General features: G+C 68.5%; 18 protein-coding genes. 14 read left to right on the forward strand and 4 right to left on the reverse strand.

Going from position 1 to position 21,448, the window contains the following annotated elements; translation table 11 throughout:
* Positions 1–89 precede the first annotated feature (89 nt).
* On the reverse strand, positions 90–1,574 hold the full coding sequence (locus ACFQ9R_RS15530; protein WP_378991278.1) for an MFS transporter: 1,485 nt from the start codon (positions 1,572–1,574) through the stop codon (positions 90–92).
* Between the two features lie 202 nt (positions 1,575–1,776).
* Positions 1,777–2,448 carry a FadR/GntR family transcriptional regulator gene (locus ACFQ9R_RS15535; protein ID WP_101466098.1) on the reverse strand — a complete coding sequence of 224 codons (672 nt, stop codon included), beginning with the start codon at positions 2,446–2,448 and terminating at the stop codon, positions 1,777–1,779.
* A gap of 311 nt (positions 2,449–2,759) precedes the next feature.
* On the opposite strand from ACFQ9R_RS15535, the gene ACFQ9R_RS15540 reads away from it, so the two are divergent.
* From ACFQ9R_RS15540 to ACFQ9R_RS15570, 7 genes are all read left to right on the forward strand, one after another.
* A complete protein-coding gene (locus tag ACFQ9R_RS15540; RefSeq protein ID WP_378991618.1) occupies positions 2,760–3,908 on the forward strand; it encodes an MFS transporter in 1,149 nt (382 codons plus the stop codon).
* Positions 3,909–4,162: 254 nt separating this feature from the next.
* On the forward strand, positions 4,163–5,617 hold the full coding sequence (locus ACFQ9R_RS15545) for a nitrate/nitrite transporter (RefSeq protein ID WP_378991619.1): 1,455 nt from the start codon (positions 4,163–4,165) through the stop codon (positions 5,615–5,617).
* 30 nt (positions 5,618–5,647) lie between these two features.
* On the forward strand, positions 5,648–8,197 hold the full coding sequence (nirB, locus tag ACFQ9R_RS15550; RefSeq protein WP_378991280.1) for a nitrite reductase large subunit NirB: 2,550 nt from the start codon (positions 5,648–5,650) through the stop codon (positions 8,195–8,197).
* Between the two features lie 63 nt (positions 8,198–8,260).
* A complete protein-coding gene (gene nirD / locus ACFQ9R_RS15555; protein WP_101466100.1) occupies positions 8,261–8,641 on the forward strand; it encodes a nitrite reductase small subunit NirD in 381 nt (126 codons plus the stop codon).
* Entirely contained in the window at positions 8,638–9,882 is a 1,245-nt protein-coding gene (locus ACFQ9R_RS15560) for a uroporphyrinogen-III synthase (RefSeq protein WP_378991282.1), read from the forward strand. Before nirD ends, ACFQ9R_RS15560 begins: the two co-directional genes overlap by 4 nt.
* Positions 9,876–10,604 (forward strand): sirohydrochlorin chelatase, encoded by a 729-nt coding sequence (locus ACFQ9R_RS15565; protein ID WP_378991283.1) that lies wholly within the window; start codon positions 9,876–9,878, stop codon positions 10,602–10,604. Before ACFQ9R_RS15560 ends, ACFQ9R_RS15565 begins: the two co-directional genes overlap by 7 nt.
* A gap of 77 nt (positions 10,605–10,681) precedes the next feature.
* Positions 10,682–11,449, forward strand: a complete 768-nt coding sequence (locus ACFQ9R_RS15570) for a hypothetical protein (protein WP_378991285.1) — start codon at positions 10,682–10,684, stop codon at positions 11,447–11,449.
* Here the strand turns inward: ACFQ9R_RS15570 and ACFQ9R_RS15575 are convergent.
* A complete protein-coding gene (locus tag ACFQ9R_RS15575; protein WP_378991286.1) occupies positions 11,433–12,383 on the reverse strand; it encodes a GlxA family transcriptional regulator in 951 nt (316 codons plus the stop codon). The genes ACFQ9R_RS15570 and ACFQ9R_RS15575 overlap by 17 nt on opposite strands.
* A gap of 126 nt (positions 12,384–12,509) precedes the next feature.
* On the opposite strand from ACFQ9R_RS15575, the gene ACFQ9R_RS15580 reads away from it, so the two are divergent.
* The 6 genes from ACFQ9R_RS15580 (at position 12,510) to ACFQ9R_RS15605 (ending at position 20,454) form a co-directional block, all read left to right on the forward strand.
* A complete protein-coding gene (locus tag ACFQ9R_RS15580) occupies positions 12,510–13,454 on the forward strand; it encodes an NAD-dependent epimerase (RefSeq protein ID WP_378991288.1) in 945 nt (314 codons plus the stop codon).
* Between the two features lie 100 nt (positions 13,455–13,554).
* Positions 13,555–17,859 carry an amino acid adenylation domain-containing protein gene (locus ACFQ9R_RS15585; RefSeq protein ID WP_378991290.1) on the forward strand — a complete coding sequence of 1,435 codons (4,305 nt, stop codon included), beginning with the start codon at positions 13,555–13,557 and terminating at the stop codon, positions 17,857–17,859.
* Positions 17,856–18,533 carry a DUF6875 domain-containing protein gene (locus ACFQ9R_RS15590; RefSeq protein WP_378991291.1) on the forward strand — a complete coding sequence of 226 codons (678 nt, stop codon included), beginning with the start codon at positions 17,856–17,858 and terminating at the stop codon, positions 18,531–18,533. Before ACFQ9R_RS15585 ends, ACFQ9R_RS15590 begins: the two co-directional genes overlap by 4 nt.
* A 56-nt stretch (positions 18,534–18,589) precedes the next feature.
* The gene (locus tag ACFQ9R_RS15595) at positions 18,590–19,555 is read left to right on the forward strand and encodes an alpha/beta hydrolase (protein ID WP_378991292.1); all 966 of its coding nucleotides are present in this window, start codon (positions 18,590–18,592) and stop codon (positions 19,553–19,555) included.
* A gap of 35 nt (positions 19,556–19,590) precedes the next feature.
* Positions 19,591–19,923, forward strand: coding sequence for a TfoX/Sxy family protein (locus ACFQ9R_RS15600; RefSeq protein WP_378991294.1), 333 nt, complete (start codon positions 19,591–19,593; stop codon positions 19,921–19,923).
* 78 nt (positions 19,924–20,001) lie between these two features.
* Complete coding sequence (locus ACFQ9R_RS15605; protein ID WP_378632767.1) at positions 20,002–20,454, forward strand: VOC family protein; 453 nt, start codon at positions 20,002–20,004, stop codon at positions 20,452–20,454.
* 55 nt (positions 20,455–20,509) lie between these two features.
* On the opposite strand, the gene ACFQ9R_RS15610 is transcribed toward ACFQ9R_RS15605, so the two are convergent.
* The gene (locus ACFQ9R_RS15610; protein WP_378632770.1) at positions 20,510–20,938 is read right to left on the reverse strand and encodes a hypothetical protein; all 429 of its coding nucleotides are present in this window, start codon (positions 20,936–20,938) and stop codon (positions 20,510–20,512) included.
* 177 nt (positions 20,939–21,115) lie between these two features.
* Between ACFQ9R_RS15610 and ACFQ9R_RS15615 the strand changes: the two genes are divergently transcribed.
* Positions 21,116–21,337 (forward strand): hypothetical protein, encoded by a 222-nt coding sequence (locus ACFQ9R_RS15615; protein ID WP_378632772.1) that lies wholly within the window; start codon positions 21,116–21,118, stop codon positions 21,335–21,337.
* Positions 21,338–21,448 lie beyond the last annotated feature (111 nt).

Raw genomic sequence — 21,448 nt, forward strand, 5'->3', positions numbered from 1 at the left:
CTTTCGGTTCGTCGGCAAGACGGCCCGCTGCAGCCGAAAGCCACGTTCGGGAGGGGACCGAACGTGGCTTTCGGGTGGGTGGGGATGGATCAGACGCTGGCGTAGGCCAGGGAGGGAACCTTGTCGGTGGCGAAGGAGGTGCGCAGGTAGCACCACCAGGTGACGGCGGCCATCACGAGGAAGACGGCGGCGTAGGCCCAGAAGGCGGGGGCCATGGTCTTCAGGTGGACGTTGGACAGGCGAAGGGCCTGCTGGACGACGAATCCACCCGCGGCGCCGACCGCGCCGATGACGCCGATCGCGGCGCCGGCCTGGCGCTTGGCGGAGGTGGCCGCCTCGGTCAGGTCCATGCCGTGCTCGGAGGCGTACTTCTTGGCGGTGGCGTTGAAGATCGACGGGATCATCCGGTAGGTGGAGCCGTTGCCGATACCGGCCAGGATGAACAGGGCCAGGAATGCGGTCAGGTAGAGCGGGAAGCTCTTCATGTCGACGGCGGCCACGATGCAGGCCACCGCGATCGACATTCCGCCGAAGACGAACACCGTGATCTTGGCGCCGCCGCCGATCTTGTCGGAGACCCAACCACCGAACGGGCGGCTGAACGAACCGACCAGGGCGCCGAGGAAGGCCAGGTTACCCAGGGTGGTGATCCAGCCGATCTTGGCGAGGTCGGGGAAGGTGGCCTTGATCAGTGTCGGGAAGGCGAACGAGAAGCCGATGAACGAGCCGAACGTGCCGATGTAGAGGAACGACATGATCCACGTGTGCCGGTTGGTCAGCGCCAGCTTGTAGGACTTGCCGTCGGACTTGGCCTCGGCCAGCGAGTCCATGAAGTACAGCGCGCCGAGGGTCGCGACCGCGATGAACGGCAGCCAGAACAGCACGGCGAGGGTGATGCCGAAGCGATAGCCGCCCGCGTCCTTGGCCATGATGTGGGTGCCGAAGGTGATCAGCAGCGGCACGATCAGCTGGGTCTGCGCGACACCGAGGTTGCCGCCCGCGGCGTTGAGGCCGAGCGCGGCGCCCTTCTTGCCCTCGGGGAAGAAGAACGAGATGTTCGACATCGACGAGGAGAAGTTGCCGCCACCGACACCGGCGAGGGAGGCCAGCACCAGGAACACCCACATGGGTGTGCTCGGCTGGTTGACGAAGTAGATGATGCCGAGCGCGGGCAGGAACAGCAACGCGGCGCTGAACGCGGTGAACGCGCGCCCACCGAACCGCGGAACCGCGAAGGTGTACGGAACTCGCAGGGCCGCGCCGACCAAGGTCGGGATCGAGGTGAGCAGCAGCGCGTTGCTCACGGCGACCGCGTTGCCCTTGCCCAGACCCTGCAGGAACTCGAAGCCGGCCGGGCCCATCGCGGTGACGATGGAGCCCCAGATGACCCACATGCTGAAGCCGAGATTTTCGGCGAATACGGAGAAGTACAGATTCTTCTTGGCGGTCTTCGCGCCGCCGGATTCCCAGAACCCCTTGTTGTCGGGATCCCAATGGGAGATCCAGCGGCCCTTCTTCTGGTATTCGAAGGACGGGGCTTCCGTCTCATGGCCGGTGGCGGCTATCGCGGTCATCGGCTTCCTCTCGATCGGGCTCGATAGGAGCAGCTCGCCTGGTGTTCGACGATGCTCCCTGCGGTGTCGAGATAAAGGTAGGAGCCGGTTGTTGCGTGACAATGGCCTCAGGTGACGTTCCAGGCAACTAGGGCTCACCGTGCGAATTCGCTGGTGGTGACAGCCCGGTTACCTGGATTTAGGAAGCGTCTCTCTGCGCTGCTCAGCGGTCCGGATATTCGGCGATGAGCGAGCCGAGGAAGCAGTTGGCCGCCTGCACGGCCCGCTCGGCGTCACCGTCGATGACGGCTTGGACCAGTTCGGCGTGCTCGGTGTCGTACGCGTCGTCGGATTTCGCGGTCCGCGCGTGGATCACCTGCTCGATGATCGGCAGCAGCGAATCGTAGAACTCCAGATATACCGCGTTGTGGCTGGCGACGACGATCGCGCGGTGCAATTCGACGTCGGCGGCGATGGCCACCGGGTCGGCCTCGGCCCAATTCCGGTTGCTGCGTTCGGCGAGCAAGCGCTGGAGAGTGGCGATATCGGCGTCGTCGCGACGGCGCGCGGCCAGGCCCGCCGCCGTGGTGTCGAGAGCTTGGCGCAGTTCGAGGATGTCGCGTTCGTGCGCGTCGGCGAAGTACTTGCCCAGCGTGCCGCCGACCTCGGAGGTGGCGATCACATAGGTGCCCGAGCCCTGGCGGCGTTCGAGCATGCCCGCGTGCACGAGCGCCTGGACGGCTTCGCGGACGGTATTGCGGCCGGTCCCGGTGAGCTCGGTGAGCTCTGGTTCGGTGGGGATCCGTTGGCCCACTGGCCAACGGCCGGAACGGATCTCGGCCCGAAGCTGTTCGGTGACCTGGGCGATGAGGCTGGTACGCCGGACGGGTTGCACGTCAGCAAGGGTACTGGGCTGTTCCGCCTCGCCGGGACTTCAGGCCGGACTCGACCAGCGCGGGCGGTCGGCGGTGCGTCAGCCCGTTCCGGCGAGTTCCCGTGTTCTCGCGGGAGATCGCTCACAGTCGCTTGGCAGTAGTCATCGGGTCATCCTATGATTTCCGGGTGCCGCCGCTCCGTGATTTCCAGCCAGCTTCCGGCGCCGGGTCGACCCTCGAGGACGACCGGCGTGGTCGCGTCGACCCGTCTCCCGAGATCACCGAGCGGTCGCTGATCGAAGGTCGGCTGCTCGTTCTGGCGGCCATCATCATGTCGGCGCTCACCTTGCGTGCCGCTGTCACCGCATTCAGTCCGCTCGCCGAGACGATCGGCGCCGAGGTCGGGTACGGCACGGGGATCGTCGGGGTGTTCGGCATGTTGCCGACCGCGATGTTCGGTCTCGCCGGGCTCATCGCGCCGCTGTTCGTGCGCCGGTTCGGGCTCGAGCGGACCGTGTTCGTGGCGATGCTGCTGGCCGGCGCCGGGTCGCTGGTGCGGGTGTTCGCCACCGGGACCGGTGGACTGCTGGCGTTCTCCGGGGTGGCGCTGCTCGGTATGGGCATCGGCAATGTGGTGATTCCGCCGCTGGTGAAGCGGTATTTCGGCGATCATCTGGCCGCGATCAGCTCGCTCTACATCGTGATGGTGCAGCTCAGCACCGTCATTCCGGCGTTCATCGCCGTGCCGGTGGCGCAGGCGCACGGCTGGCGGATCTCGATGGGGGTGTGGGCGCTGGTCGGTTTCGCCGCCGCGATCCCGTGGTTCGTCGTGCTGCGTGATCGGCGTGGTCGCGACACGGTCGACACCACCGCGCTGCCCGCCGAGGCGCCCGAGACCGGCAGAGTCTGGCGTTCGCCGGTGGCGTGGGGGATGGCGGGCATGTTCGGCATGACCTCGCTGACCACCTACGCCATGTTCGCCTGGCTGCCCAAGATCCTGTCCGACGCGGGCGCGAGCGCCGGTTTCGGCGGCAGCATGGTCGGCCTGTTCGCGCTGATCGGGCTGATCCCGGCGCTGGGCGCGCCCACCGTGGTCTCGCGGATGCGCAATCCGTTCCCCGTCGTCGTCGGCTGCATGGTGCTGTTCGCGACCGCTTTCATCGGCTTGCTGGTGGCGCCGATGCAGGCGCCGCTGCTGTGGGTTGTGCTGCTGGGTCTCGGCCCGTCCACCTTCCCGATGGCGCTGACGCTGATCAACCTGCGCACCCGCACCCCCCATGGCTCGGCGGCCCTGTCCGGCTTCACTCAGGGCGTCGGGTACGCGATCGCCTGCACCGGCCCGCTGCTGTTCGGCATGCTGCACACCTGGACCGGCGGCTGGCTCGTCCCGTTCGCCATGCTGTTCGTCGCCCTCGGTGTGCTCCTCGCGGGCGCCTGGCAAGCCTGCAAGCCGCGCATGCTCGAAGACAGCTGGAATTGATCTCACCGTTCGAGTTGCGAACCGGTGCGTTCGGAGTAATGCTGTGTAGATCACACCCTCACGGGCGTTTCCGATGATTTCTTGCTGCTTCCTTACGCGCGGAAATCGTTGCGACACATGCCGGAAACAAAAGGGCTGATCTCACCTCCCTGATCGGGGGAAGGTGAGAAACCGTTGATTCAAGCGACATTTCCCGCAGCATTTCGGCAATACCCATTTCCTACCGTTGGGCCATCGCACTTTTGGGAGGCCCAATCTTGAGCACGCTGAAGCGGAACCACGACATCGACGACTGGGATGCCGAGGACGTCGCGGCCTGGGAAGCCGGTGGCAAGGATGTCGCCAAGCGCAACCTGATCTGGTCTGTGATCGCCGAGCACATCGGATTCTCGGTGTGGTCGATCTGGTCGGTGATGGTGCTGTTCATGCCCACCGACAAGTACGGCATCGACGCGGCGGGCAAGTTCTTCCTCGTCGCCATGCCCACCCTGGTCGGCGCGTTCCTTCGCATCCCCTACACCGTCGCCACCGCCCGCTTCGGCGGCCGCAACTGGACAATCTTCTCCGCGTTCATGCTGCTCGTCCCGCTGGCGCTGACCGCGTACTTCGTCAACCAGCCCGGCACGTCGTACACCACGTTCCTGATCGTGGCCGCGTTCGCCGGCTTCGGTGGCGGCAACTTCGCGTCGTCGATGACCAACATCAACGCCTTCTACCCGCAGCGCCTCAAGGGCTGGGCACTGGGCATGAACGCCGGTGGCGGCAACATCGGCGTCCCGGTGATCCAGCTGCTCGGCCTGCTGGTGCTGGTCACCCTCGGCGGCGACTACGCCACGGTGATCTGTGCCGTCTACCTCGTCCTGGTCGGTGTCACCGCCGTGGGCGCCGCGTTCTACATGGACAACCTGACCAACCAGAAGGCCGACCTGTCCTACATGGTCAAGGCCCTGCGGGTGCCGCAGTCCTGGGCGATCGCCTTCCTCTACATCGGCACGTTCGGTTCGTTCATCGGTTACAGCTTCGCCTTCGCCCAGATCCTGCAGATCAGCTTCAAGGCCGGTGGCGACACCGCCGCTCAGGCCGCCATCCACGCCGCGTCGATCGCCTTCATCGGCCCGCTGCTCGGTTCGCTGGCCCGCCCCTACGGCGGCAAGATGGCCGACCGGATCGGTGGCAGCAAGGTCACCATCGCCACCTTCAGCGCCATGATGCTCGCGGCGCTGCTCGTGATCACCGCCTCGACGATGGCCGACGGCAACAAGGGCGTTGCCACCGGTGCCACCATGACCCTGCTGGTCGCGGGCTTCATCGCCCTGTTCGTCCTGTCCGGTTTCGGCAACGGAGCCGTCACCAAGATCATCCCGTCGGTGTTCGAGGCCAAGTCCAAGAGCCTGCCGGTCTCGCGGGTCGAGCAGGCGGCCTGGTCGCAGAACACCTCCGGCGCCCTGATCGGCTTCGTCGGCGCCATCGGCGCCCTCGGCGGCGTCGGCATCAACATGGTGCTGCGCAGCTCCTACGCCAGCACCGCTTCGGCCACCACCGCGTTCTGGGTGTTCCTCGCCTTCTACGTGGTCTGCGCCGCCGTTACCTGGACGGTCTTCCTGCGCCGTCCCCGTCTCACCTCCGACTCCGCAGTGGTGGTCGAGGCCGAGCACATGGTCCTCGAGGCCGAAACCAACGCTTCGTCGGCCAATTCGTCGGCTCGCTGACAACCGACCACTACCAAGGAGGTCACTCTCATGAACAGCACTCGTAAAACAGCGGTCGTGGTCGGCCACGGCATGGTCGGACACCGTTTCGTCGAAGCCCTTCGTTCGCGCGACGAGGCAGGCCAGTGGCAGGTCATCATCCTGTCGGAGGAGAAGCTGCCCGCGTACGACCGCGTCGGCCTGTCCTACTACGTCGGCAACTGGAACGCCGACGACCTGGCCCTGCCCGGCAACATGTACGACGGCGACGACCTGGTCGACCTGCGACTGGGCCAGCGCGGCGAGGCTATCGACCTCGAAGCCAAGACCGTCACCAGCACCAGCGGCGACGTCATTTCCTACGACGCCCTGGTCATGGCGACCGGTTCCTACCCGTTCGTGCCGCCGGTCCCCGGCCACGACCTGCCCGAGTGCTTCGTCTACCGCACCATCGACGACCTCGACGGCATCCGCGCCGCCGCCGAAGCGGCCGGTCCCGGCGCGCACGGTGTGGTCGTCGGCGGCGGTCTGCTCGGCCTGGAAGCGGCCAACGCGCTGCGCCTGCTCGGCATGACCCCGCACGTCATCGAATACAACGGCCGCCTGATGCCCGCCCAGGTCGACGCCGGTGGTGGCGCGATTCTGGAGAAGCTCGTCACCGATATCGGCCTCAACGTGCACACGGGTGTCGGCACCGCCAAGATCGTCTCGATCGAGGAGGAGGGCGCGGACAACGTCACCGTGCACCTGTCCGACGATGCCGAGATCAAGGCCTCGCTGGTGGTGTTCTCCGCCGGTGTCCGCCCGCAGGACGCCCTCGCCAAGGCCTCCGGCCTCGAGATCGGCGCCCGCGGCGGCATCCTCACCGACCTCACCCTGCAGACCTCCGACCCGAGCGTCTACGCGATCGGTGAGTGCGCCGCGATCGAGGGCGTCTGCTACGGCCTCGTCGCCCCCGGTTACACCACCGCCGAGATCGTCGCCGACCGCCTGCTGGGCGGGGCGGGCGAGTTCCCCGGCGCCGACATGTCCACCAAGTTGAAGCTGATGGGCGTCGACGTGGCGTCCTTCGGTGACGCGCACGGCACCACCGAGGGCGCCCTCGAGGTCGTGCTGCACGACGCGGCCAAGGGCACCTACGCCAAGCTGGTCGTCTCCGACGACGCGCAGACCCTGCTCGGCGGCATCCTGGTCGGTGACGCCAGCCAGTACGCGGCCCTGCGCCCGCTGGTCGGGCGCCCGCTGCCCGCCGACGCCGCCGCGCTGATCTCCCCGGCCGGCGCCGAACTCGGTGCCGACGCACTGCCCGACGACGCCCAGATCTGCTCCTGCAACAACGTCAGCAAGGGCGCCATCTGCGGCGCGATCGCCGAGGGCGCCTGCGACATCCCGGCCGTCAAGAGCTGCACCAACGCGGGTACCTCCTGCGGTGGCTGTGTGCCGATGATCAAGAAGCTGCTCGAGCAGTCCGGCGTGGCGCTGTCGAAGTCGCTGTGTGAGCACTTCACCCAGTCGCGGGCCGAGCTCTACGACGTGGTCGCCGTCACCGGCATCCGCACCTTCTCCGAGCTGATCGCCAAGCACGGCAAGGGCTCGGGCTGCGATATCTGCAAGCCGACCGTCGCCTCGATCCTGGCCTCGACCTCGAGCGAGCACATCCTCGAGGGCGAGCAGGCCGCGCTGCAGGACACCAACGACCACTTCCTGGCCAACCTGCAGAAGAACGGCACCTACTCGGTCGTCCCGCGGATGCCCGGTGGCGAGGTCACCGCCGACCAGCTGATCGTGATCGGCGAGGTGGCCAAGGAGTTCGGCCTCTACGTCAAGGTCACCGGTGGTCAGCGCATCGACCTGTTCGGCGCCCGCGTGGAGCAGCTGCCGCTGATCTGGAAGCGCCTGGTCGACGTCGGCATGGAGTCCGGCCACGCCTACGGCAAGTCGCTGCGCACCGTGAAGAGCTGCGTCGGTTCCACCTGGTGCCGCTACGGCCAGCAGGACTCGGTCGGCATGGCCGTGCTGCTGGAGAAGCGCTACCGCGGCCTTCGTTCGCCGCACAAGATCAAGCTGGCCGTGTCGGGTTGCGCGCGTGAGTGCGCCGAGGCCCGTGGCAAGGACGTCGGCGTGATCGCCACCGAGCACGGCTGGAACCTCTACGTCGGCGGCAACGGCGGTCTGACCCCCAAGCACGCGGTGCTGCTGGCCGGTGACCTCGACGACGAGACCCTGATCAGCTACATCGACCGCTACCTGATGTTCTACATCCGCACCGCCGACCGCCTGCAGCGCACCGCGCCGTGGCAGGAGGCCCTCGAGGGTGGCTTCGACTACCTCAAGGCCGTCGTCTGTGACGACAGCCTCGGCATCGCCGGTGACCTCGAGGCCGCCATGGCCAAGCACGTCGAGGGCTACAAGGACGAGTGGGCGGCCGTGCTCGAGGACGAGAACAAGCTTTCGCGCTTCGTCTCCTTCGTCAATGCCCCTGACGAAGCCGATCCGACGATTTCGTTCGACGACAGCGGCGAACGCAAGGTACCAGTGCTCCTCGGTCTTCCCGGCATGCCCGTCGGTGTTGCTTCGGACACAGCACCGGCCGGGAAATAAGCCCTTAACGCTGCGGAAACAGGGCGCCTGTACCAATAGGTAAGGCGTTCGGAGGAGGAACCGATGACCGTTATCGACACACCCACCATCACCACTGAGACCGTGACCTGGACCCAGGCTTGCCGGCTCGATTTCCTGATCCCGGGGCGCGGCGTGGCTGTCCTGTTGAAGGGCGGCCGTCAGGCGGCTCTGTTCCTACTCACCGACGGCACGCTCGCCGCCGTCGGCAACATCGATCCGTTCGGCCGGGCCGCGGTGATGTCGCGCGGCATCATCGGTGATCGCGGCGGTGTTCCTGTCGTCGCGTCGCCGCTGCTCAAGCAGGCCTTCTCGCTGATCGACGGCCGTTGTCTCGACGACGAGTCCCAGTCCCTGCCGGTGTACGCCGTCCAACTCGACGGCGGCGTCGTCGCGGTCTCCAACGAGCCGGTGCAGACCCCATGACCTCTCCCACCGACAGTGGCCCGTGCCTTGCCGGCTTCACCATCGGCGTCACCGCGGCTCGCCGCGCCGAGGAATTCAGCACTCTGCTCACCCGCAAGGGCGCGAGCGTGGTGTCCGCCCCCGCCATTCGCATCATCCCGCTGGCCGATGACACCGAGCTCGAACGGGTCACCGAACTGCTGATCGCCGATCCGCCGCAGATCACCGTCGCCACCACCGGCATCGGTTTCCGCGGCTGGATGGAAGCGGCGGAGGGCTGGGGCCTGGCCGAGGTCCTGCGCGACACCCTCGCGTCCACCCGGATGCTGGCCCGCGGCCCCAAGGCCAAGGGCGCGATCCGCGCTGCCGAGCTGCGTGAGGAGTGGTCGCCTGCCTCGGAGTCCTCGGCCGAGGTGCTCGACCATCTGCTCGCCGAGGGCGTCGAAGGCGTCCGCATCGCGGTGCAGCTGCACGGCGCGACCACCGAATGGGAGCCGGTTCCCGACTTCTGCGAGGTGCTGCGCTGCGCGGGCGCCGACGTGGTCCCGGTCCCGGTGTACCGCTGGGAGCCGCCGGCCGATCGTGGGCCGATGGACAACATGATCGAATCGATCATCTCCGGCAGCCTGGACTGCGTCACCTTCACCAGTGCGCCCGCCGTGGCGTCACTGTTGATGCGCGCCAAGGAAACCGGACTCCTGGAGTCGGTGCTGCACGCGTTCCGCGGCCGGGTGCTCGCCGCCTGTGTCGGGCCGATCACCGCGGCCCCGCTGGAAGAACTCGGCGTGCCGACGACGATGCCCGGTCGCGCCCGGCTGGGTGCGCTGGCTCGCCATGTGGCAGAAGAACTTCCGCGTCGCGCCAGCCGCATCTACGCCGCCGGTCATCTGATCAGCGTGCGTGGTGGATGTGTTGTCGTCGACGGTGAGGTGCGCCAGCTGGCGCCCGCCCCGATGGCGTTGATGCGATCGCTGGCTCGCCAGCCCGGTCGGGTCGTGTCGCGCGAAGACCTGCTGGCCGCGTTGCCGGGTGGCGGTGACGACACCCATGCGGTGGAGACCGCGATCGCGCGATTGCGGGCCGGCTTGGGCACTCCCAAGGCGATTCAGACCGTGGTGAAGCGCGGGTACCGGCTGGCGCTGGACGCGGCCGACTGCTCCGATACGCCGCCCGTGCGCGCGGCTGTTCAGGCACCGCACGCCGCGGGGATCGGAACGCCCGCCCGCTCGCCCCGGCCGGCTCAAGCGATCGGAGTGTGGTGAGCGCCGGGCAGCCGGGTGATCCGGCTCTGGTGCTGGTCGCGCACGGCACTCGCAGTGCGCGCGGGGTGGAGATGATCGCGGCGCTGGCCGACGCGGTCGCCGCCGAACTCGGCGTCTCGGCGCCGAATACCGCGCTGCGGACAGCATTCGTCGACGTGCTCGGTCCGTCGCCGTCGGAGGTGCTGCGGGATCTCGATGGGCCCGCTGTCGTTGTTCCGGCGTTCCTCGCTTCCGGCTATCACGTGTACCAGGACGTTCCGCGTGAGGTTGCCGAGAGTGGGCACTGCGCGGTGGCCGTGACCGAGGCGATGGGACCGGATCCGGCGCTGACCCGGATCATGGCGGTGCGGTTGCGCGCGGCCGGGTGGAAGCCCGGTGACGCGGTGGTGTTCGCGGCCGCGGGTTCTTCGGATTCGCGTGCGCGCCAGGATGTTCGGCGGGCTGCGGGCATGCTGGCCGAGCAGCTGGACGCGCCGGTGAAGATCGCGTACGTGGCGACCGGGACGCCGCGTGTGCCCGAAGTCGTTGCCGCGCTGCGCGAATCGGGTGCGCAACGGGTGTTCATCGCGTCGTATCTGCTGGCGCACGGGCTGTTTCATCAGCGGTTGCACGAGGCCGGTGCCGATGGGGTGGCCGAGCCGATCGGTGTGCATCCGGGGGTTGTCCGGTTGATCGTCGATCGGTACCGGAGCGCGGCCAGGGAACTGGTCGGCGTTCGCTGACGCCGATCGCACAGGCAGCCGGTGCGGCCGGCTGCGACTAGAGTTGGGCCGACTTCACAACAAGGGGGCACCGCTCGATGTCAGATTCGTCCGCAGGTCAGGGCTATTCATCGCAGGATGACGGGCTGACGGCGTATCCGGACGAGTCGGCGGCACGTGGGCCCGTGAATCCACCGGTTCCCGGCACCTATCCGCCACCGCCGAGCCAGGCCGTTCCGCAGCCGCCGACGTACGGCCCGGTGCCGGGTGCGGTGGGATCGCCACCGCCCTACACGCCGCCACCGCCCTATGGGCCGGGTGCCCCGTATCCCGGGCCGGGTAGTGCGCCGGTGGACGCCGGGCCTCGGGTTGTTCCGCAGAGTGTGCAGATCGCGTTCTACGTGATGCTGGCGGGGGCTGTGGTCACGCTGCTCGGCATGGCCTACTCGCTCACCATGCTCGACGAGACACGCAGTGCCGCGCTCGACGCTTCGGGTGGGGTGTTGCGGGGCGACGACCTCGATCTTCTGGTGTACGCGAGCGTCGGCGGGGCCCTCCTGAGTTCACTGGTGACGGTGGGGCTGTGGGTGTGGATGGCGTTCGTCTGCCGGGCCGGAAAGAACTGGGGCCGGATCACGGGGGCGGTCTTGTTCGGGATCAACGCGCTGCTCTATGCCGCAGGCACGGTGACGGCGTTCGTCACCTCGACGGCGGGGATCGCGCTGGTGTTCAGCACGGTCACCCTGGCGATCGGGCTCGCCGCGGTGATCCTGCTGTGGAACCGGACGTCCTCGCCCTTCTTCGCGGCTCCGGCGCCGCAGGGCTACCAGCCCTACCCCGGCTATCCGCCTATCGCGCCGTACTGAAATTCGCGCGGTAGGTACTCGGGGAGACGCCGACCTGGCGAACCATGTGCTGGCGCAACGACTCCGCCGAGCCGATGCCGCTGTGCCGCGCGACCTGTTCGATCGGCAAGGTCGTCGATTCCAGTAGTTCCCTGGCGCGGTGGATGCGCTGACTCAGCAGCCATTTCTGCGGGCTGAGGCCGGTCTCCTCGTGGAATCGGCGGCTCAGGGTGCGCACGCTGATTCGCGCGTGTTCGGCCAGCTCGCGCAGGGACACAGGGGTGTCGAGGCGTTGTAGCGCCCACGTCCGGGTGGCGGAGAGGGACAGGTCGTCGTCGGCGGGTAGTGGTGTGTCGACGAACTGGGCCTGTCCGCCGGGCCGCACGGGCGTCACCACCGCGGCCCGCGCGGCGGCGTTCGCCACGGTGGCGCCGTAGTCGGCGCGAATCAGGTGCAGGCACAGGTCGATTCCGGCTGCCGCGCCTGCCGCGGTGGTCACCGGTCCGTCCTCGATGAACAGTGCGTCGCTGCGCACCTGGACGAGCGGATGGTCGCGGGCCAGCTCCTCGGCCAGTGCCCAGTGCGTGGTCGCGGTGCGCCCGTCGAGCAGTCCGGCTTGGGCGAGCACGAACGCGCCGCTGCAGATCGAGGTGACCAGGATGCCGCGGTCGACGGCCGCGCGCAGCGCCTTCAGCGTCACCGGATCCGCGTCGGCGCGGCTGCCGGTGCTCGGCACGATCACCGCGTCGGCGGTGTCGAGTACCTCGAGCCCGTGCCGGATCACGACGTCGAACCCACCGGGCGACATCGAGGGCAGCGCCCCCGGCACGGCGGTGCACACAACCACGCGATAGCCGGGCTCGCCGTCGACCGTGATCGAGCCCATCAGCGTTTCGGGCATCGACAGATCGAAGGACTTCACCGGTGGGACAGCAACCACGGCAATGGTCTTCATGGCCTGATCCTTGGGATAGCTGGCAGTGCGGCCACTAGTTTAGCCGTCTCGCGAGCGGCATCGTGGAAGGCGCGGGCACGACCGCGTCGCTCGCATCGAAATATGTTGTCGTGAAAGGGAATTCACATGTCCACTCATGTTGTGATCGGCCATGGCGGCACCGCCACCGCCACCGCGCTGTCGCTGGTCGACGCCGGGGATCGCGTACGGATGGTGAGCCGGACCGGGCTCGGCCCCACCCATCCCGACGTGGAATTGATCGCCCTCGACGCGCTCGATACCACCGCTCTGATCGAGATCGCGACCGGTGCGAGCACCGTCTTCAACATGGCGATGCCCGCGTATCACACCTGGCCGGAAACGGTTCCGCCACTGTTCGGCTCGATCCTGTCGGCCACCGAAACCGTCGGCGCCGACCTGGTCATGCTGGGGAACCTGTACGGCTACGGTCCGGTCGACGGTGTGGTGTCCGAGCACACTCCGCTCGCCGCGACCGGCAGTAAGGGCGCGGTCAGGGCCAGGATGTGGGCCGATGCGCTCGCCGCGCACGAGGCAGGCCGGCTGCGCGTCACCGAAGTGCGCGCGGGCCAATTCCTCGGCGCGGCCGCTGTCTCGGTCTTCACCCTGTTCGTCCAGGCCGCGGTTCTGGCGAAAACCCCGGCCAAGGTCCCGCAGGAACTCGACCTCCCGCACTCCTACACCGCGATCGGTGATGCCGCGGCCGCGCTGGTGGCGGTCGCGCGTGACGACCGATCGTGGGGGAGGGCCTGGCACGCCCCGGTGATCACCACGACCGTGCGCGAGATCGCGAACCGGCTCGCCGAGCTGGCCGGCGTCGCGACACCCGAACTCGCGGTGCTCACCGACGCGGAGATCACCGAATTCGCTCAGCAGGACCCGTTCTGGACCGAACTGTTCGAGACGAAACACATGTCCCATCGCGAGTTCGTCGTCGACGATTCGGCGCTGCGGACCACCTTCGGCACCACCGCGTCGAAGCTGGACGAGGTGCTCGCCGAGGTGGTCGCCGCCGACGCGGCCGCACGGCTATCCGTGCCCGACGCGGGGTAGATGCCGTAGGTTTGCCGGGGGAACCAGTCAACGGTTGCTCCGAATCCCGGGAGGCCCGGTGCGGCAAGGCGAGGATGGTATCGGCGCGGTAGATGCCGTGATGGCGGCAGAAGCTGTGCCGATTCCCCTGTCTCCCGGGCAATTACGCTGGTGGGTAGCTCATCAGCTCGCACCCGGTGTGCCCGCCACGATCGCCCTGTATCTGGATCTGCGTGGGCCACTGGACATCGCGCGCCTGCGCACCGCGATCCGCTCGGCGGCGGTGCGGCTGGAGTCACCGCATGTGCGCATACGCCTCGTCGACGGCACACCGCACCAACTCCTCGACCCGGCCGTCTTCGGCGAACTCGCCGAGGTCGATCTCACCGCTGCTGCGAAGGGGCCGCCGGGTGGCGGTGTGGATCATGGTGCGGCGGTGGTCGAAGCGCTGTCGCGGATGGAGGCGGATCGGCGGGCTCGGCTGGATCTGTGCACGGACGCGATCACTGTCGCGACGTTGTACCGGGTGGGACCCGAGCGGTGTTTTCTCTACCTGCGCAGTCATCATCTGGTGCTCGATGGTGTCGGTGCGGCGGCGCTGCTCCGGCTGGCTGCCGAAAACTATTCGTGGGAAAGAGATCTCGACCGGACCGAGGTGTTGTCGATCGAGGACCTGGTCGAGGCGGACCGGGTCTATCGGCATTCCTCTCGCGCGGTGGCGGATCGGGCGTTCTGGGCGAAAGAGACTGCGGGGCTGCCGGATCCGATCGGGATGGCCGGTGTCGCCGCGCCCGCGTCGGCCTGTCCGCACCGGGTGTCGGCCTGCCTCGACGAGCGCACCGCGAATCTGCTGGCCGTCGCGCGCCGGCGTTACGCGGCCAGCTTTCCGGAGCTGACCGCCGCTGCCTTCGCCGCGTTCCTCGCCAGAATGTCGGGCTCCGATCAGATCGTCCTCTCACTGCCCGTGGCCGCTCGGCCCACCGCTGCCCTGCGACGCTCGGCCGGGTCGGTCTCCAATGTCGTGCCCTTGCGGCTGCGCGACCTCGGTACGGCGACAGTCGAAGAACTGATCGATCAGGTGCGCCTGCGGGTGATCGGCGCCCTGCGTCACCAGTGCTACCGCTATGAGGACATTCAACGCGACCGTGGCGAAACCCACTTGGCCCGAGGTGGATTCGGCCCCGTGATCAATCTCCTCGGTTTCACCGCTCCGCTGACCCTCGGTGCGGCTGACGGCCGGGCCCACCTGCTGAGCCTCGGCCCCGTCGAAGACCTCCTCGTCAACGGCTATCAACTCGGTCCCGACGACACCACCGCGACGATCGACTTCCAAGCCAACCCGGCCCGCTACGACGCCGCCACCCTGGCCTGGTACCACCGCCTGTTCCTCGACTGGTTCGCCACCTTCCTGGCCGCCGAACCCGCCCGGCAGATCCGCGACCTGACTACCGAATTCACCACCCCGCGCCCTGCGCGATCCCCCGCCGAGGACGCAGGCGTGAAACCAGGGGACAGCGATGACGCGGGTGACCTCGCGCAACGACCGCTGCTCCGGCCTGCCGCGGAATCGGTCCCGATCCTCTCGCACCGGGCCGTCTGCGCGGCAACGACTTCGACGTTGCCGGAACTGTTCGGCGGATTCGAGGAGGCAGGCGCCGTCGCGGTGGTGGACGGTGGCCGGTCGATGACCTATCGGGAGCTCGGCGAGTCGGCGGCGCGGTGGGCCAGGGTACTCATCGCGTACGGGGCCACGCCGGGGAGTCCGGTACTGACCGCGATTCCGAGGTCGCTCGAGTCGGTGCTGGCAGTGCGCGCGATCGCGGCGGCCGGTGCCTGCCTGACACCGATCGATGTGGGAGATCCGGGTGAGCGGGTTGCCCGGATCATCGCCGGATCCGGTGCGGTGCTCGGGTTGACGACACGGGCTGCTCGCCCCGGGCGATCCGGCGATTCCGCCGGGGTCACCTGGCTGCTGCTCGATGACGCGGAAACCCTGGCCCACGTGGCCGATCAGCGATCGGACCCGGTCACCGACGCGGATCGTCGCGACCGGCTGACCTGCGCGCACCTCGCCTACCTGATCCATACTTCGGGGACAACCGGGGCGCCCAAAGGCGTGGCGGTGACGCATCGCGGCCTCGCTCCCTTGACCGGCCACCTGCTCGACCGCTACCGCACCACGCCGGATTCGGTAGTGCTGCACGCGCATTCACCCGCCTTCGACGCGCACCTGCTCGAACTCCTCGCCGCGTTCGCCGCGGGCGCGCGTCTGGTGATCGAACCGCCCACGGTGGTCGCGGGCGCGGAGCTGACCGGGCTGATCGCCCAGCATCGCGTCACACATCTGCTCACCACGCCCGCCGTGCTGGCGACACTGCGCCCCGCCGACGTGCCGAGTCTGGCGGTGGTGGTCGTCGGCGGCGAGGCCTGCCCGCCGGAATTGGTCGCCACCTGGGCATCCCGAGTCCGCTTGCACAACGGCTACGGCCCCACCGAGGCCACGGTGATGGCCACCCAATCGGCGCCCCTGGTAGCGGGGGAGCCCGTGACGATCGGCGCACCGCTACCGACAGTGGTCGCGCTGCTCCTGGATCCACGCCTGCGAGCTGTCCCCGCCGGTGCGCGGGCCGAGCTGTACCTCGGTGGACCGTGCGTAGCGCAGGGCTACCTCGGCGATCCCGCGACCACCGCGGCCCGTTTCGTGGCAGATCCCAGAGGCGGCGGCGAACGTGTCTACCGCACCGGCGATCTCGTCGGACCACGCCCCGGCGGCGGCTACGAGTTCCTCGGCCGCATCGATTCCCAGCTGGCCGTCCGCGGCCGCCGCATCGAACCGGCCGAAGTCGAAGCAGCCCTGCTCACCGACCCTGCCATCGCCCACGCCGCAGTCGACATCGCCGACGCGGGCACCCCCGCCGCCCGTCTCATCGGCTACGTCGTCCCGACCCGAGCGTCCGTCCGCGCCGGTCCGCAGCACCCCTTCGCGCCGAACACCGCAGCCGACAGTACCTCCGTCCCGGTCCGTGGCTCGGCCGATCTCTCCGCGTCGGGCACCGCAGCCGACGGTGCCTCGGTCCCAATCTGCGGCTCGGCCGATCCGTCGGCGCCGGACGCCACCTTCGACAGTGCCCCGGCCCTGGCCCGCCGTGGGCCGGAACATGTGTTCTCCTCGGATATCACATTCGATGTCACCGCAACCCTCGCTCGTTTACGCACGGTTCTGCCCGCGGCTATGGTCCCCGCCGCGTTGGTCACCCTCGACCGCCTCCCACTGACAGCCAACGGCAAACTCGACCGCGCGGCACTTCCCACGCCGTCCTCCACTCCTTACCGATCGCCACAAACCCCGCTTCAACACCTGATCGCCACCACTTTCGCCACCGCCTGCCATCTCGACACGGTCGGCGCCGACGACGACTTCTTCGCGATCGGCGGCAATTCGCTGACCGGCGTGAGTGTTTCGGCGCAGCTGGCCCAGTCGACGGACACCCCGATCACGGTCCGCTGGCTCTACACCGCACCGACCGTCGCCGCCCTCGCCCACCGCATCGAGACCTACCGCGCCGACGCCGACCCGGGCGCCGACGCCCTCGCCACCGTGCTGCCCATGCGCACCGGTGGAACCCGTCCGCCGCTGTTCTGTGTCCACTCCGCCGTCCCGCTCGCCTGGTGCTACACCGGCCTGGCACGCCACATCACGGACCGTCCTGTGTACGGATTGCAGGCACCGACCTTGTCGGGAACACGGTCGGGCCAGGCCGCATCAGGTGCGCACGTGACCGCGCGACCCGACGCCCTGACCGTCGACTTCCTCGCGAGGACCTACGTCACCGAGATCACCCGCCTGCAACCCGACGGCCCCCTCCACCTCCTCGGCTGGTCCCTCGGCGGCCAACTCGCCCACGCCACCGCCGTCCGGCTGCGCGCCGGAGGTCGTGACGTGGCCACCCTCGCCATGCTCGACAGTGTCGTCATCCCCGATCACGCCGACCCACCCCCGCGCCCCCGCATGCGCGACCTCCTCACCCACCTGCTCGGCGACGAACCCGACGACGCAGACGCCCTTCCCGACCTCTCGGCGGAGCAAGCCGCCGCCGAATTGGCCGCCGCCGGAGCATCTCTCGGGTCCGGACTCGCCGCTGCCCAGCTGACCCGACTGCACGAGGCCTACGCCGACGGTGTTCGTCTCTCACACGGCTACCGCCCCGACCGGTTCGACGGCGACCTCCTCTACTTCTGTGCCACCCAGGGCATGACCGCCTTCCTCGACGCCCAGATGTGGCGTCCTTTCGTCACGGGTCGTCTCATCGAACATCCGGTCGACACCACCCACGCCCAGCTCACCAACGCCGACGTCGTCGCCCACATCGGCCCGATCCTCGACCGCCACCTGCGTGCGGCCGAAACCGCGACAGCCACACCATGACCACCCTGCGCTCGACGACCGGCAGGCGTACCACCGCTACTTGGTGGTGCGTTTACGACGACCCCGTCCGCTGGTCCGCCGAACATCCTCGAACGGCGCCGTTGCTGGAGTGGTTCGCCGGCACCCTGATGCGACCGGATCCCGCCCAGGGCAGGCCGGGCCCCGTCTGCCCGTTCGTCAAACCCGCTGCCGCACAACACACCCTGTGGATCGCCGAACTGGCCGACACCGGCTCGATCGCCGAGGCCGTCGACGACGCCTTCGACCTCTACCGCACCCTCGACCACACCCCGGCCGTCCTGACCGTCTTCCCCGACCTCGACGACACCACCCGCATCGACGCCGCCCACGCCACGCGAAAGAGCGACATCGTGCGCGCGGGCGCCATGCTCGGCCAGTTCTATCCCGGCTGCCCGGTGGCGGGCCTGTGGAATCGCGACTACCGCCCGCTGCACGCGCCGCTGCCGATGCTGGTGATCCGCCCGATGATGAACACCGATTTCCCGTTCCTCGTCGGCGAACCGCAATGGCTCTCGGCCTACCTCGCCCGGCACGCGCCCGGACTCCCGCGCAAGCTCCGTGCCGCGATTGCGGACCGGATGCACGTCCCCGACGCGGGACCCGCCTCGATCACCGGGCTGCGCGCGCATTTTCCGGATGAACACGCACAATAGGGACACGAACCGCCCAATGCCGGACATTAGCGGGGTCATGCGGCACACTACGTCGCATGCGTCGGCTTGTGTGCTGTCTGCTCGTCCTGCTCGGCTGTGGAATCGTCGTCTCGCCCGCGGCGTCGGCGGAATCGGGGATCCTCGATGTTCGCCCGCTCGGCGGCCGGCAATTCGAGGTGGTCGTGTATTCCGCGGCGATGAACCGCCCGATCACCCTCTGGATGTCGCATCCCGGGTCCGGTGCGCCCGCGCTGTATCTACTGAACGCGGTCGACGGTGGCGAGGGCGGCGGGCCGTGGATGCGGCGCACCGATGTGGTCGACTTCTTCGCCGACAAGCCGGTGAACGTGATCGTCCCGATCGGCGGCCGCGCCAGCATGTACACCGACTGGCAGCGCGACGACGGTGCGCTGGGTCGCAACAAGTGGTCCACCTTCCTGACCGAAGAACTTCCCCCGCTGCTCAACGATCGCTTCGGCATGACCGGCGCCAACGGCGTCGCGGGCCTGTCGATGTCGGCCACCTCGGCCTTGAACCTGGCGATCGCGGCGCCCGGCCTGTATCGCGCGGTCGGCGCCTTCAGCGGGTGCACGCAGACCAGCAATCCGCTCGCCGAGACGCTGGTCCGGTCCCAGCTGGCCACGTTCGGCGCCGACGCGACCAACATGTGGGGCGCCCCCGGCGACCCGGCGTGGGCGGCCAACGACCCGACCTTGCACGCCGACCGCCTGCGCGGCACCGCCATCTACCTGTCCTCGGGCAACGGCGCCCCCGGCCCGCACGAGGCGTTCAACGATCCGAGCATCGCGGGCAACGTCGGCGTCCTGCTCGACCGGGTGCTGGTCGGCGGCACCATGGAAGCCGTGGTCGGCAGCTGCTCGAGCCCACTCGCGGGACGCCTGGCCCAGCTCGGCATCCCCGCGGACGTCCGCTTCCGCGCCGGGGGCACCCATGCCTGGCCGTACTGGCAGGACGACGTTCACGATTCCTGGCCGATGTTCGCCGCCGCCCTCGGCATCTGAGCCTTCTTGTCGGTGGCTCGGCGCACACTGAGTCGATGGCATACGACGAGGAACTCGCCGAGCGGATCCGGGAGATCGTCTACCCACGGCCCGATCTCGACGAGCGGAAGATGTTCGGCGGTCTCGCCTTTCTGATCGGCGGCAACATGGCCGTGGCCGCCAGCGGCAAGGGCGGGCTGCTGGTGCGGGTCGCCCCGGCCGAAGGCGATGCCCTGCTCGACGGATCGACGATCACGCCGATGGTGATGGTCGGGCGCGAACTGCACGGCTGGCTGCGCGTGGCCCCCGAGACGGTCGACGACGACACCGCACTGCGGGAATGGGTCGAACGCGGAGTGGGGTTCGCGCAGACCTTGCCGCGAAAATAAGTTCGGTGGATGTGTCGAAGGGTGGTGTGCGGCTCCGACCAGTGGGTGAAGCAAGCCCCTCACCCCAAGGAGCACATCATGTCCGTCAACACATTCCTCTGGTTCGATGCCGACGCCGAAGCGGCGGGCGAACTCTATGCCGCGACCGTCCCGAACTCGCGCGTCGTCGAGGTCACCCGCCAGGGCGACGGTTCGGCCTTCATCGTCACCCTCGACCTCGACGGCCAGGCCGTCACGCTGATGAACGGCGGCCCGGGCCACCCGCACAGTGATGCCGCCTCGCTGCAGGTGATCGTGGATACCCAGGACGAGATCGATCGGCTCTGGGAGGCGTTGACGAGTGGCGGCGGCGCGCCCGGCCCGTGCGGGTGGCTCACCGACCGCTTCGGGGTGTCCTGGCAGGTCGTCCCGGCGGTGCTGCCCAAGTTGATGGGTGGCGAGACCGATCGCGTCATCGCCGTCGGCACGGCGCTGCGCTCGATGTCCAAGCTCGACATCGCCGCTCTGCAACAGGCCTACGACCAGGCCTGAACGCGCGAACGGCCGCCGCGGGGAGAGGTTCGCGGCGGCCGTCGTCGCGGGTGGGCTAGCCGGCCGAGCCCGACAGCAGCCCACCCAGATCAGCGGACCCGGTACTCGTGCCGCCGCCGGGGTTGGTCGGCTTCGGGGCGACGGTGATCGTGACGGTCTTCGAGCTGATGAGCTCCTGCACCGCCTTGATCTCGTGCGCGCCGGTGGTCTTCGGCGTCCAGGTGATGGTGGCCTTGCCGTCGGCCACCGAGACCGGCTCGCCGATCTGGGTGCCGTTGTCGGTGAAGGTCACCTTGAACAGGAACGAGGTGGCCGTGACATCGGCGGTCACGGTGTAGGCGGTATCCACGTAGTGCGTGCTGCCGCTCACCGCGATCCCCTGCACGAGCGCGGATGCCTGGGGTGCTGCCAGCACGGCGGCCGCGGCCACCGCGGTGAATGCCGTGAGTCCGAAACCGGCACGCCGCGCCTGGTAGATCTTCATGATGTTCTCCTGTTCGCGCTGATGTTGAGCGCGACATTAGCCACCGGAGCGGCACCGCGTCCCAGAAACTGAAATAACCATGTTTAAAAATGTTTCGGCCGGTGACGTCGCAGGTGGCGACCGAATTCACCCGGAGCGGATGAGGCGCCCTCGGCGACCGGCCGCGACGCTGGAACCATGTCGACGTCGGGCCCGCTGCGCTATCAGTTCGTCATCGAGGGCGAGCTGTCCGAGCGTGTCCTCGCGGCCTTCCCCGAGTTGCGCCCCAGCTCGCATTCGCCCACCGGAACCACCACCCTCTTCGGTCTGGTCGCCGACAGTACGGCCATGCGTGGCGTGATGGCCCGCATCGACACCCTCGGCCTCACGCTGCTGAGTATGTCCCAGTTGCCCGACTGAGCATCCGCCGACGAGTCGACGTCGATCTGATAACGAGCGCCCTCACTTCCCCTCGCCAGCAACCGCGCAGCCGCTGATTCGCCTACCGTCGATCTCGGCGGAGGTCGGCCG

The sequence above is a fragment of the Nocardia sp. NPDC056541 genome (assembly GCF_042794235.1).
Lineage (GTDB): Bacteria > Actinomycetota > Actinomycetes > Mycobacteriales > Mycobacteriaceae > Nocardia.

Excerpts from the sequence above, each read along its gene's own strand:
- ACFQ9R_RS15530 (WP_378991278.1), bottom strand. The coding sequence starts at position 1,574 with ATGACCGCGATAGCCGCCACCGGCCATGAGACGGAAGCCCCGTCCTTC.
- ACFQ9R_RS15540 (WP_378991618.1), top strand. The coding sequence starts at position 2,760 with ATGTCGGCGCTCACCTTGCGTGCCGCTGTCACCGCATTCAGTCCGCTC.
- nirB (WP_378991280.1), top strand. The coding sequence starts at position 5,648 with ATGAACAGCACTCGTAAAACAGCGGTCGTGGTCGGCCACGGCATGGTC.
- nirD (WP_101466100.1), top strand. The coding sequence starts at position 8,261 with ATGACCGTTATCGACACACCCACCATCACCACTGAGACCGTGACCTGG.
- ACFQ9R_RS15560 (WP_378991282.1), top strand. The coding sequence starts at position 8,638 with ATGACCTCTCCCACCGACAGTGGCCCGTGCCTTGCCGGCTTCACCATC.
- ACFQ9R_RS15570 (WP_378991285.1), top strand. The coding sequence starts at position 10,682 with ATGTCAGATTCGTCCGCAGGTCAGGGCTATTCATCGCAGGATGACGGG.
- ACFQ9R_RS15575 (WP_378991286.1), bottom strand. The coding sequence starts at position 12,383 with ATGAAGACCATTGCCGTGGTTGCTGTCCCACCGGTGAAGTCCTTCGAT.
- ACFQ9R_RS15580 (WP_378991288.1), top strand. The coding sequence starts at position 12,510 with ATGTCCACTCATGTTGTGATCGGCCATGGCGGCACCGCCACCGCCACC.
- ACFQ9R_RS15585 (WP_378991290.1), top strand. The coding sequence starts at position 13,555 with ATGGCGGCAGAAGCTGTGCCGATTCCCCTGTCTCCCGGGCAATTACGC.
- ACFQ9R_RS15590 (WP_378991291.1), top strand. The coding sequence starts at position 17,856 with ATGACCACCCTGCGCTCGACGACCGGCAGGCGTACCACCGCTACTTGG.
- ACFQ9R_RS15595 (WP_378991292.1), top strand. The coding sequence starts at position 18,590 with ATGCGTCGGCTTGTGTGCTGTCTGCTCGTCCTGCTCGGCTGTGGAATC.
- ACFQ9R_RS15600 (WP_378991294.1), top strand. The coding sequence starts at position 19,591 with ATGGCATACGACGAGGAACTCGCCGAGCGGATCCGGGAGATCGTCTAC.
- ACFQ9R_RS15605 (WP_378632767.1), top strand. The coding sequence starts at position 20,002 with ATGTCCGTCAACACATTCCTCTGGTTCGATGCCGACGCCGAAGCGGCG.
- ACFQ9R_RS15610 (WP_378632770.1), bottom strand. The coding sequence starts at position 20,938 with ATGAAGATCTACCAGGCGCGGCGTGCCGGTTTCGGACTCACGGCATTC.
- ACFQ9R_RS15615 (WP_378632772.1), top strand. The coding sequence starts at position 21,116 with ATGTCGACGTCGGGCCCGCTGCGCTATCAGTTCGTCATCGAGGGCGAG.